The organism is Candidatus Pseudothioglobus sp. Uisw_041 (genome assembly GCF_048087625.1).
Lineage (GTDB): Bacteria > Pseudomonadota > Gammaproteobacteria > PS1 > Pseudothioglobaceae > Pseudothioglobus.
This window is the reverse complement of sequence record NZ_CP159805.1, coordinates 770,615-783,120: the sequence shown is the minus strand read 5'-3', so window position 1 is coordinate 783,120 and position 12,506 is coordinate 770,615. Positions and strand designations below refer to the sequence as shown.

The window sequence follows — 12,506 nt, the reverse complement described above, 5'->3', positions numbered from 1 at the left end:
CTTTTGTTAAAGAGGTTCCCAGAAAACCCCAGAAGGAGGAAGACTAACTGAACTGACATTCGTTTCTTTCTCACTGTAGTTGAACCAAAATCGATGTTTATGTGTTTCACGTACTCTTACGCAATCAGGCAGATCCATTGTAGAAATATTTTGAGATAAACAAGCATCCCTAAATATTCTTGTTAACGCCTCCTGATTACCCCAACCCGTTAAATATAGTCTATTTGTTTGTCCAATGAGTGCTGGACGGCCATCCTCACATTCCTCAATAACATTATCACAATCTACTAAAGTTTCCATCCAGCGATTAAAACTACCTCCAGCTTTAATTAAAATACTGGCATTTGGCCTCAAAGACTCAACACTAGCAACGGTGCCAACAACGCCAGGAACTTCTGGTGGTAAGTCTTTTGGAATAGCCATATCTAATGTTTTTGAGCCAGATCTTGGACCTGAAATTAAAACGCCTTCAAAGGATTCAATTGCCACCTTAAGACCTGTATCAAAATGCATTAATCCAGGAGCAAGTACAATTTTATATCCAGTTAAATCTTTTTGATTTGGAGGGAGTATATCAACTGATAAACCAAGGCTTCTAAGAGCCTTATAGTATTCATAAACTAATTCAAAATAACTAAAGTCTTTACCTTGAGGCTGAATTTCCCATGCCCAACAGCTTTCATAATCAAAAATTATAGCGACCTTTGATTGAACTTGCTGAATGCCATCAAATTCTTTTAACTCAGAATTAACTTGAGAAGCTTGAGTTAAACCGGGTGCGCTTTCACCATCAGGTCTTTGCAGGCCAGCGTGCATTTGTTCCTGAGCAAAAGGAGCTTGTCTCCAGCGAAAATAACTTACCACTTCTGCGCCATGAGCAATGGCCTCCCAAGACCAAAGCCTAACCGCTCCACGAGCAGGTTCAGGGTTGTAAGGAGCCCAATTCACTGGTCCTGGTTGCTGCTCCATTACCCACCAACGGCCGCGCCCAACAGTCCTGTATAGGTCATGATGAAATGCCTGAAAATCAGGATCTCCAAAGCGCATAAATTTAAGTTTAAAGTCTTCATTTTGAGTCGATCGATCTTCTAAAAAGCCCAAAGGATAGCTATCCCAACTAGCAATATCTAAATCATTACCTACTTCATAATGATCAAAATCTGTAATTTTTCCCATATAGTTATGAATAAGTGGCATTTTTGTATGTTCGCGCATTATTAAAACTTGGGCGCGGTTAAACTTAACTACTTGCTCAGAGCTAAACCTTCTGAAGTCTAATTCATGAATTGGATTCGCATCAGTAACGGTTAAATTTGGTAAATCAATTTGCTCAAAACTATTATATTCCATCGACCAGAAAACATTACTCCAAGACTCATTAAGATTTTCAATCGTCTTATATTTATTAGATAACCAAAGTTTAAACGAGCTTTCTGATGAAGTACTAAAAGACAACGTAGTGTTGTGACATCCATATTCATTATCTAATTGCCATGCTTTAATATAAGGGTTTTTTCCATATCGCTTTGCAACAAGCCTTGTAATCCTTGAAGACTGCTGGAGATAGCCTTGATGAGAAAAACAGTAATGTCTCCTTGAGCCAAATTTACGAGAACGTCCATCAGAATCAACTAGTAGCATATCCGGCCATTTATCTACAACCCACCTTGGAGGAGCTGCAGTTGGAGTGCTCATAACCACATTCAATCCAGCATTTCCTAATACTTCAATAGCTTGGTCAAGCCATTTAAAATTTTGAGCACCCTCTTCAGGCTCTAATCGGCTCCAGGCAAATTCACCTATTCGAACCCAAGTTAAGCCTGACTCTATCATATCCTTAGCATCTTTTTCCCATTGAGTCTCTGACCAATGTTCTGGATAATAACAACTACCTAGTTTTGGAATCATAGTATTCTCATAATTTAACTTGATATTCAGCTAAACCAGTTATCTCTGATTGAAAATAAAATACTTTACCAGCTAAAGGCTCAACTTTTAAATTTTCATTATTTAAATTCTGATAGGCCGAAGTAGTATAAATAGTATTTAATGAGTCGCCGCCAAAAGCAGGACAAGTAACCTGAGAAACTGGAAAGTTAACTACTTGATCTAATTGACCATTAGAACTATATCTTGCCAGCCTAGAGGCGCCATACTGCGCATTCCATAGAAACCCCTCACTATCACATACTGAGCCATCAGGACGAAGACCTTGAGGCTCCAGATCAACAAAAATAACTGGTTCATGAGCAGGCCAGCCATTAGATTCATCTAATTTCTGCTTCCAAATTTTCTGTTTACGTGTATCTGCAAAATATCCAAACTTTTTATCTGGGGAAAAGCAAATGCTATTAGGGATTGTAATATTCTGGTGTAACTGTCTTAGCTCACCTTTATAGAAGCGATAAATAGAACCAGCATCTGCTTGCGCATTAAGTCCCATTGTACTAATCCAAAAACCGCCCCATGGATCAGCTCGCCCATCATTTGATCGGGTGTGAACCATATCAGCCTCTAAATCAACGATCACTTCTCTTTCATCAGTTGCTAAGGTAAGTTTACTTAATGAGGATGCAGTCGCAACCATTAAATGCTCCTCATCAATCCATCCTGCAGCCGAAACTGGCTCAGAAAATACCCAAGTTTTAAGTTCAGAATTATTCCAGTTATGCATCTTAAAGGAATTTATATCAAACCAGAATAGAGACTTTAGTTTTGGATGCCATAATGGGCCTTCACCCAAATCAGACGAATCTAAGGGAAGATAGTCACTTATCATTATTGCGCTTCATCATAAGCCAAAACAATCGACTCAGCCTTCTTAGAAACTATGTTTGGGGATTCGCCAGCCTTGTATAACCCTGAGCCTATTCCAAAACCAGTAGCACCAGCTTTGATCCAAGATGAAAAGTTTTTTTTACCAACACCGCCAACCATGAAAAGAGGCATATCTGATGGCAAAACAGCCTTTAATGCGATTAAATTGTCTTCTCCAATAAGAGAGGCTGGAAAAAACTTCAAACCATCAGCCCCACAATGTATTGCAGAGAAGCACTCTGTTGGAGTTATAACTCCTGGATAGCTCAATATATTTGCCTCTTTAGTTGCTTTAACAACATCAGGATTAAAATTAGGCGAAACAATAAAATTTACACCAATTTTAGCAAGGACTTCAACCTGCTTTATATCTGTTACTGTTCCAGCACCAAATTGAATTGATCCTTCAAATTCATCACGAAGCAGCTCAATACTTTCAAAAGCACTAGGTGAATTAAGAGGCACTTCGACTTGGCTTATTCCGGCTTTAACAATAACATGAGCTATATCAAGAACCTCTTTTGGTTTAACACCTCGTAATATAGCAATTATATTTCTATTCATATTCTTACTCTTATTCAGAGTGCAACTCCATATAAGCAGAGGTCAGTCCTGATAAAGTAGCAGCCTCAAGGCTGAAAGCATGACTTTCACCACCAAGTATTTTTAATCCTTCTTGATAATTATTAGTTAGAAGCTCAGAGCCAATAAGGATGACATTTTTATCTTTCCAGTAGCTTATTGCTCCGTTAAGCTCAACTCCCAATAGCAATCCAGAAAGAGTTGCTCTTGCAGAATTAGAATCTAAATCATTAACTATTGATTCAGATCGTAATGAAAAAAGATCCGAAGCAATTAGACCTGGGTTGTCAAAACCCTTGATAACTCCGTTATCAAAACTAACTTGATCCCACCCTTCTGAGTCAATTGAGTGCTTAATTAAAGTGTTGTTAGAAATTACGCCAAAAAGCTCACCCGTCATAAAAGTTCTAAAATTTTCTATCTGACCTGCCCTTACATTTACCCATTTGGTATGCGTACCAGGAAGGCAAACAATACCATCAAAGCTTGGATTTTCTTTAATAAATCCAGCAATTTGAGTTTCCTCACCCCTCATAATATCTGCAGGCTTATGCTGCATTACTCCAGGAACTAGGTTAACTTGTATCCGTGAATCCTTGGTCCTAGCAACTGTAAGTTGATCTTTATCGATAGGAACGCATGGAGTCTTTAAATACGGCGTTTCAACCCACCCTTGACGAGCACCAACCATTCCACAGGCCATAACAGACGTTACTTTTTCGCTATCAAGCCAGCTTTCAATAAGACGCAATAATACTGGCTCGAACTCATTCTGCTGGAGATCTTTCATGCCTTCATTCGATTCACTGTAAGCAAGAACTTCGCCTTTTTTGTCAATAGCCCAAGCGCGCATATGGGTTGTCCCCCAATCTGCAGCAATCCATTTAGCTTTAATATCTCTCATTATTTTTTATCCTGTAACTACTACGCCGCCATCAATCACTAAAGCCTGGCCAGTCATCATTCGTGATGCATTCGAAGCTAAAAATAAAGTGGAGTCAATTAAATCGTTAGGCAATAAGTGTTCCTTAATGCATTGTTTATCCATGTGAATTGCTAAATCTTTTTCATTTGCCCAAAGCTTTAGCTGTCTTTCAGTTAAAACCCAACCTGGGATTAATGTGTTCACTCTAATACCATCAACACCAAGTTCTCTCGCTAAACTTCTTGTTAGGCCTGTAATACCAGCTTTAGAAGTAACATAAGCAGGCAAGCCTGCATTGCCCATCATGTAAGAGTTTGATGAAAAATTAATAATACTGCCGCCACCTTGAGTTCTCATAAAAGGAGCCACAGCCTGTGCTGTAAAGAAATGAGGCCTTAGATTGATATTAATTGACTGATCCCATTCTTCTGTTGTCATAGCATCAAGGGTGTGGCGTGTGTCATTAGCGGCATTATTTATAAGCACATTAATTCCATCATTAGCCTTGCTAGCATCTGAAATTGCAGACTTTAGAGCATCAATATCAGTAATATCACATTTAATAAATAAGGGATTATATTTATATTTTGAGGAAATTTCATCTAGAAATTCATCACAATCTGATCTCTGTACAAAAGCAACTTTAGCGCCTTGGGCTAAAAAGCCTTCAGTCAATGAAGCCCCTATTCCTGATCCACCTCCAGTTATAAAAACTGAAGCATCCTCTAAATCTTTAAAAATTGCGTAATTATTCATTAATGAGATTCTCGTGTTGGAAGGCGAGTGTCTTTGCCTACTAGGAAGTCTAAGTCTGCACCTTTGTCAGCTTGCATGACATGATCAATATAAAGTTTTGCGTATCCACGGGTGTAATTTACTTTTGGCTCCTTCCTTGCCTTAAGACGTTTATCAATTTCAGACTCTGCAACTAAAAGCTCAAGTACTCCATTAAAAACATCAAGCCGAATAAGGTCACCAGTCTCAACTATTGAAATAGGGCCACCTACATTTGCCTCAGGAGACACATGAAGCACTATAGTTCCAAAGGCAGTTCCTGACATTCGAGCATCTGAAATACGTATCATATCTCGAACACCCTGCTCAATTAATACCTTTGGTATTGGCATATTACCAACCTCAGGCATTCCTGGATAGCCCTTTGGCCCACACCCCTTTAAAACTAGAATAGAATCTTTTGTTACTGCAAGGTCAGGTCTATCAATATTAGCCTTTAGATCTTCAATGTCTTCAAATACATAAGCCAAACCTTCGTGCTTTAACAATTCTTCTGTTGCAGCAGCAGGCTTAATAATTGCTCCATTTGGAGCTAAATTCCCTCTCAAGACTTTTAAACCTGCAGCAGGCTTCAGTGGGTTATTTATTGGCCGAATAACGTCCTCATTGAATGTTTCAGCGCCTTTAAAGTAATTAGTTATGTCTTTATTTAAAATCGTATTTGCAGGTTTTATATGATTCTTAATTTGCTCCAATACTGCAGGAACTCCACCAGCATAACAAAAATCTTCCATTAAATACTTACCTGAAGGCATACAATTAACAAGAAGCGGTATATCTGCCGCTTTCTCAAAGTCCTCCAAAGTAAGTTCAATTTCAGCTCTTCCCGCTAAAGCCAACAAGTGAATTACTGAATTCGTTGAACCGCCAACTGCGCTGTTCAATGTAATCGCATTTTGAAAGCTCTCTTTTGTTAAAACTTTAGATAAGTTCAAACCCTCTTCCACCATTTCTACGATGCGCTTTCCTGTCATATGCGCAAGAGCCATTCTCCTTGTATCAACGGCTGGAATAGCCGCATTCGTTGGTAAACTTAAGCCCATCCCTTCAACCAAGCTTGCCATTGTGGATGCAGTCCCCATTGTCATGCAAACCCCCGATGAGCGGCTCATTCCTGTCTCAGCAGACATAAAATCTTGTAAAGACATATCACCAGCTCTAACATCTTCAGAAAAGCGCCAAACATCAGTTCCAGAACCAATATCTTGGCCTTTATATTTACCATTAAGCATTGGGCCAGAAGAAACAACAATTGTCGGCAAATCGACACTTGCTGCCCCCATTAATTGTCCTGGGGTAGTTTTATCACAACCACCAAGTAAAACAACGCCATCAATTCCATAAGCGCGAATACTTTCCTCGACATCCATAGACAAAAGATTTCGGAAAAGCATTGCGGTTGGTTTCATTTGGGTTTCACCTAATGACATTACAGGAAACTCAAGTGGCAGTCCTCCTGCCTCCCAAACACCTCTCTTAACGCCTTCAGCTAAAGTTCTTAAACCTGCATTACATGGGGTTAACTCAGACCAAGTATTGCATATGCCAATTATTGGGCGTCCATCAAAAACATGGTCTGGGAATCCTTGGCTTTTCATCCAGCTGCGATGGATAAAACCATCTTTATCCATTTTTCCATACCAATTCGATGATCGATGCTTGTTAGCTTTACTCATGCAGCTTTATCCCCTTCTATTACCATCATGCTAGCTGGAAAAGCTTTAGGTAACTGCAGTCCATGGTTCATTAAAAATTGCCCACTAAGCTTAAATGTTTTTTGCAAAAGACCACCATTTGATTTACTAAGAGAGTTGATATGATTTTTGTTGTATAACGAGACATTATACATTGCCATTGAGTCTAGCCCAGATAGGACCAATGGAACTGGTGAGCTAAATTCTGATAAGGCATTTTGGCCAGCAAAAACAACAAAGTGATTCTCGCTTGAATTAATTTGAATTTCAGCGGTTATACTTTTATCGACACAAGGTAATCGTAAAATATTTGCATCTTTCATCCACTCACGATTCTCCTTCCACCAGTTAGTAACGGCTTTTAGGAGTGCTTTATCTGAAGGTGAGAGTTCACGAGGATCCATCTCAAATCCCATATGCCTTTGCGCTGCCACCCACGCTCTGAAAGCTAGTGGAAGTTCACGCCCAGAAGTGTGACAAACCTTTGGCCCAACATGACTGCCCGTTATCGAAGTAGGCAGCCACAAAATTGCCTCATGCTGAATACGTAACCTTTCAATTGCATCATTACTATCAGACAACCAAACCCTTTGTGTATTTTCTAAAATACCATAATCTATTCGTCCACCTCCTGATGAGCAGGATTCAATCTCAACTTTTGGATACGCCAATCTAATTCGCTTAAGAAGAACATACAGGCTTTTTGTTTGCGAAGCGTCAGGATAAGGCAGAACTCGATTATGGTCCCACTTAATATACTCAATTGGGTACTCAGTTAACAATGCTGAAATTTTCTTAAAAAGGTAATCCTCAACATCTTTAATGGCAATATTAAGAACCAACTGATCTCGTCCAAGAGTTTGATCTTTGTGGCCCATTATCCATTCAGGATGCTGTCGATAAAGATTACTATTAGGGCTAACCATCTCAGGCTCAAACCACAAACCAAAAGACATTTTAAGAGAATGGATATGGCTAATTAATGGTTGCAATCCTGAAGGATATTTATTCTTGTCAACATCCCAGTCACCAAGACTAGAGTTAGCACTATCACGTCCTTTAAACCAGCCGTCATCCAGCACAAACCTTTCAGCGCCAATTTCAGAAGCAAGGCTAGCTATTTCTTTTAATTGGTCAATATTATGATCAAAATATATAGCCTCCCAGCAATTGTAATGAACAGGCCTAACATTGTCCTTAGGTGCCTTAATAATTGAATTAGCTACGTGAGATCGAAATGACTTACCAACCCCGCTAATTCCGTTACTAGAATGGCTAATATATAGCTTTGCTGTTTCGAAGCTATTTCCAGAAATTAAATCACTATTTTCAGTATTGCCAAATTGAACTTGCCTACGACCATCTGGAAGTTGCTCTGCAATCATACGATGACCTCCAGACCAGCCGTAGTGAAAACCATAACAAGACCCTGAATTCTCTGAGCTTTCAATGGTTGGAATAAGAAGGCCAGGGAAATTTGCATGACTTGTTGTTCCAGACCTTGACTCACGCAGATGAGTACCAGTTACCCATGGAGTTATTTGGCTTCTGAATTCACCACCCCATTGACCTCCATAGTCAATCATTTCATTACTATTTTGAGGTGCTAGAATTACTGGAGCAGAAAACCAGTCCATAAATATTGGCTTTTTGCTGTCAATTTTGGCACTAAGGCTATACGTATTACTTTCTTCAAAGGAAATGATTGTCAATGTATATGTTTGCTCTATGGCTTTGTCCAAAAAAACTAAGGACAATGAGTTGTCTTTTGCTTCATCTTTTAGAAAAACAAAGTTACTAGAGAGAATCATTCCATCAAGGCCTCTCATTTTGCATCCAAGCTGTCCTGGAAAATTTGCAGACTGCTCAGGTAAGACAGATAACTCTGGAACTTTATCCAGCAAGTTGTCCCCCCAATCTTTAGCCACTGCAGTAGATAAGGAGTTAAGATTTTCATTGTCAGGTAAACGACGACCCCAATATATAAGGCATGGAAGCCTATTATTCAAAGATAATAAAACCAAAGTTTGATCAAGAGTATCAAGGCGCCATTGATTAGTCACTTAACAGATCCAAGCGTTAGTCCAGCTATAAAGTGTTTTTGCATCAAAAAGAACATCACAACTGGTGGAAGTGCAGCAATTATTGAACCAGCTGCAACATAATGGTTATTGGTAATCCATTGCCCATTAAGAGAATTTATGCCAGCAGTAACTGGCATAGTGTCTGCACCTTGAGTTAAAACTAATGCCCAGAAAAAATCATTCCACACAAAAGTAAAAATTAGTACTGATAAAGCAGCTAATGCAGGGCGCATTAATGGCAATACGATGTACCAGAAAATTTTAAACTCCGACACACCTTCAACTCTTGCAGCCTCAATTAACTCAAAAGGAAGTGCACGTATAAAGTTACGCATAAAAAAAGTACAAAAGCCAGATTGAAAGGCAATATGAAAAGCTACAAGACCAGATATTGTGTTGTAAAGCCCGAGGGAGAGTGACAAGTCTCTAACTGGCACCATCAGTATTTGAAAAGGAATAAAGTTTCCTGCTACAAACATAAAAAATACTAATAAATTAAGTTTAAATTTATAAACACCTAGCGCAAAACCTGTAAGGCTTGAAATAGCTAAAGCACCAATAACAGTTGGAATAGTAACTTTAAAACTATTTAGAATGTAGTATGCAATTGGGGAGTCAGTAAATATAAAAGTATAGTTTTCAATTAAATTAAAGGAAGTTGGCATTCCCCAATAATTGCCAGAATTAATATCTGCCCCAGATCGAATTGAAGTTAAAGCAACTGCAATAAGTGGAAGCAGCCAAATAATAATTGAAATAGGTAATGCAATTTTATAGAGTCTTCGTGTTAATGGTTTTGTTCTTTCAATTGGGGTTGGAAACATTGCTAAACTCCTTTCTCAGTGCGGTACATTCTATAAAGAATTATTGCAATGTAAACCATCATTATAGCAAGCAAAATAACAGCAATTGCAGCCGCATAGCCCATTCGATATCCATACTCTGAAAAAGCTTTTTCGTACATAAAATAAGCTAAAACACGTGTTGATCCCCATGGACCACCCCTAGTCATAACTGAAATCAAATCAAATGATCTTAGTGCTCCAATTACTGTAACAACCACAGCAATAAAAGTTGCAGGCTTTAATTGGGGCAAGATTACGTACCACAACATTCTCCAGCCTCTTGCATTATCTATTCGGCCTGCTTCAATTTGTTCTGGATCTACAGAATTAAGTCCTGTTAAAAACAAAATCATACAATATGCAGTTTGGGGCCATAAACTAGCAGCAATAATTCCATAAGTAGCATAATCCTCGTCTGCCAATATCGCCACTGGATTAAATCCCATTCCTTCAAGCATTTGATTCAAAAGTCCATTTGTAGGATCATAAAACCAACTAAAAACCATGCCAACAACAACTTGAGAAATTACAAATGGAAAGAAAAATAGAGACTTATAAAATCTTATGCCTCTTACTGTTTGGTTTAAAAATAGCGCTGAAAATAAGCCTGCTGGGATTGCAACAAAGGTTAGAATCAACCATATTAAATTATTTTTTAAAGATGTATAAAAATCCTCATCATCGAGAAGTTCTATATAGTTTTCAACACCAATATAAGTCTTTTCACCAAGCCCGTCCCAATCATAAAAACTTAGACTTATAGATTGAAAAATTGGAAAAATAACATACAGGCAAAACATAAAAATGCCAGGAGCTAGAAAAATCCAAGGTGTTAACTTTAATTGATTATTTTTCCAATAAGAATACATAACTATTTAATATTAAAAATATTAAAAAAAAGTCCCGTGCCAAGAATACTTGAACACGGGACATAGTAAAACTTTATTGCTTAATAAAGTTTTTGACGAGCTTTTTCTAAACGCTCTAGAATCTTCTCTAGACGCTCAGGTTTAACCATGAACTCTTGTAAAGACTCCATACCTAATGCAGCCATTTCAGCAGGAATATCACGATCAAAATACTGAGAAAGAGCTGACGCATTATTTAGCTGTTCAAATCCAGCTTTAATAAACTTATCATCAGCAACTTCAGCACCTGAATTAGTAGGCAACTGACCAAGCGCTGCATTCCATGATGTTTGAACATCAGCACGCGCAGCATAAGCTAGAAAACGCTTAGCATCAGTAGGGTTTTTAGCATTCGCAGTTAAGTGAAGTGTATCACTTGGAGCTTCTTCTGCCATAGGAATTCCTGGAGTAATTTCTGGAAACTGGAAGAAACCTAACTGAGAATCATCCAAACCTAATTCACGTAATGGAGCTACTGCAAAGTTACCCATACAAACCATTGCACCCTCACCAGAAGCAAGAGGACCTAAGGCTTCTTGCCAAGTGTATGAAGCATGATTTTCATCAAAGTATTCCTTATCTACAAGCTCTTTATATTTAGCCATAGTAGCGCGCACTCTGTCATCGGTCCAAGCAACGTTTCCATTTGCAAGATCCATATGGAAATCATAGCCATTTGTTCTAAGATTTAAGTAATCAAAGATACAACCAGTAGTCCATAAATATTTAGTACCAATTGTTATTGGAGTAATATCATTTGCTTTAAGTGTGGCACTAGCTGACATGAACTGATCCCAAGTTTTAGGAACAGCAATACCTAAATCTTCAAAGATATCTTGACGATAGTACATTCCTACCTGGTAGTATGAAAATGGAATACCCCATTTCTTACCATCCATAGTCATACCTGCAGCTGATGATTTCATTAGAGTATAAAGACCTTGCTCAGCCCAAACATCATCAATTGGAGCAAAAAGCCCAGCATCAACATATGGAGCCATTCTGTTACCTGCATACCAGAAAGCTATATCTGGAGCGTCAGCAGTTAAAAAGTTACGGATAGCTGCCTTATAGCCTTCATGATCAAAAAGATTGTAAACAACGTTTACGTCTGGATTCTCAGCTTCAAAGCCATCAATAACAGCTTGAAATGCCGCCTTTGGCGCTGGATCAGACGTGTCACCATTAATGACAAGTGTTCCAGCAATAGCAGAGGTTCCAGCCAATATACCGGCTAGAGCAAGAGCTATTTGATTTTTAAATATTTTTTTCATTATTTTTTCTCCTAAATTATAAAAAACCTCTTTGATTGCATACCTCTTGTGACGTAGATACACCTATATGTCAAATCAGTTTAAAGTATACATAAATATGTATTCATGTGCATACATTTGTCCAAATAATAGCACATCGTTCCACTATATGAAACTAAAGTAAAAGAAGGCACTGATATAGGGACAATCAGCTTCTTAAAAAAAACAAACTTTAAAGTGTAAAATACATATGACTCTGTTTATCAAGGACACAGATTGACAGTATGTCTATATAAACAATCAAAGAATCTGTAACTATTGTTAGAAAATAAACATAGCTTTATTAATTATTTAGGAGAAAAATATGGGAATGCCAGGACCATTCGAACTGATTATTATTTTAGTTATTGTGTTACTTATTTTTGGCGGCAAACGTCTTAAAAATATTGGCAATGAAGTTGGAGGCGCAATTAAAGGCTTCAAGTCATCTATGAAAGATACTCATGGCGAAAAGAAAGAAGATATTATTGAAGCTAAAGTTGAAGTTGAAGCTGATGATGAAAGCTCTGATAAAAAATCCTAAAAACCAGTTTTTTATAAAGC

The 12,506-nt window shown here is 38.1% G+C and carries 11 protein-coding genes; 1 reads left to right on the top strand and 10 read right to left on the bottom strand.

Features of this window, described 5'->3' with window-relative positions:
• Positions 1 to 6 precede the first annotated feature (6 nt).
• The 10 genes from ABXT44_RS03945 to ABXT44_RS03900 all read right to left on the bottom strand — a co-directional run bounded on the left by ABXT44_RS03945 (position 7) and on the right by ABXT44_RS03900 (position 11,924).
• A complete protein-coding gene (locus tag ABXT44_RS03945; RefSeq protein WP_416688255.1) occupies positions 7 to 1,908 on the bottom strand; it encodes a beta-galactosidase in 1,902 nt (633 codons plus the stop codon).
• A gap of 7 nt (positions 1,909 to 1,915) precedes the next feature.
• A complete protein-coding gene (locus ABXT44_RS03940; RefSeq protein ID WP_416688252.1) occupies positions 1,916 to 2,779 on the bottom strand; it encodes an SMP-30/gluconolactonase/LRE family protein in 864 nt (287 codons plus the stop codon).
• Positions 2,779 to 3,381, bottom strand: a complete 603-nt coding sequence (locus ABXT44_RS03935; protein ID WP_416688251.1) for a 2-dehydro-3-deoxy-6-phosphogalactonate aldolase — start codon at positions 3,379 to 3,381, stop codon at positions 2,779 to 2,781. Before ABXT44_RS03935 ends, ABXT44_RS03940 begins: the two co-directional genes overlap by 1 nt.
• A gap of 10 nt (positions 3,382 to 3,391) precedes the next feature.
• Positions 3,392 to 4,303 carry a 2-dehydro-3-deoxygalactonokinase gene (locus ABXT44_RS03930; protein WP_416679417.1) on the bottom strand — a complete coding sequence of 304 codons (912 nt, stop codon included), beginning with the start codon at positions 4,301 to 4,303 and terminating at the stop codon, positions 3,392 to 3,394.
• 6 nt (positions 4,304 to 4,309) lie between these two features.
• Positions 4,310 to 5,080 (bottom strand): SDR family NAD(P)-dependent oxidoreductase, encoded by a 771-nt coding sequence (locus ABXT44_RS03925; protein WP_416679414.1) that lies wholly within the window; start codon positions 5,078 to 5,080, stop codon positions 4,310 to 4,312.
• Positions 5,080 to 6,795, bottom strand: a complete 1,716-nt coding sequence (locus tag ABXT44_RS03920; RefSeq protein ID WP_416688250.1) for an IlvD/Edd family dehydratase — start codon at positions 6,793 to 6,795, stop codon at positions 5,080 to 5,082. Before ABXT44_RS03920 ends, ABXT44_RS03925 begins: the two co-directional genes overlap by 1 nt.
• Positions 6,792 to 8,876, bottom strand: a complete 2,085-nt coding sequence (locus tag ABXT44_RS03915; RefSeq protein ID WP_416688249.1) for an alpha-galactosidase — start codon at positions 8,874 to 8,876, stop codon at positions 6,792 to 6,794. The genes ABXT44_RS03920 and ABXT44_RS03915 overlap by 4 nt, the downstream gene beginning before the upstream one ends.
• On the bottom strand, positions 8,873 to 9,721 hold the full coding sequence (locus tag ABXT44_RS03910) for a carbohydrate ABC transporter permease (RefSeq protein WP_114115399.1): 849 nt from the start codon (positions 9,719 to 9,721) through the stop codon (positions 8,873 to 8,875). The genes ABXT44_RS03915 and ABXT44_RS03910 overlap by 4 nt, the downstream gene beginning before the upstream one ends.
• 2 nt (positions 9,722 to 9,723) lie before the next feature.
• Positions 9,724 to 10,611, bottom strand: a complete 888-nt coding sequence (locus ABXT44_RS03905; protein ID WP_114115398.1) for a carbohydrate ABC transporter permease — start codon at positions 10,609 to 10,611, stop codon at positions 9,724 to 9,726.
• Between the two features lie 80 nt (positions 10,612 to 10,691).
• Positions 10,692 to 11,924, bottom strand: coding sequence for an ABC transporter substrate-binding protein (locus tag ABXT44_RS03900; protein ID WP_416679409.1), 1,233 nt, complete (start codon positions 11,922 to 11,924; stop codon positions 10,692 to 10,694).
• Positions 11,925 to 12,267: 343 nt separating this feature from the next.
• On the opposite strand from ABXT44_RS03900, the gene tatA reads away from it, so the two are divergent.
• Positions 12,268 to 12,486, top strand: coding sequence for a twin-arginine translocase TatA/TatE family subunit (gene tatA / locus ABXT44_RS03895; protein ID WP_416688247.1), 219 nt, complete (start codon positions 12,268 to 12,270; stop codon positions 12,484 to 12,486).
• Positions 12,487 to 12,506 lie beyond the last annotated feature (20 nt).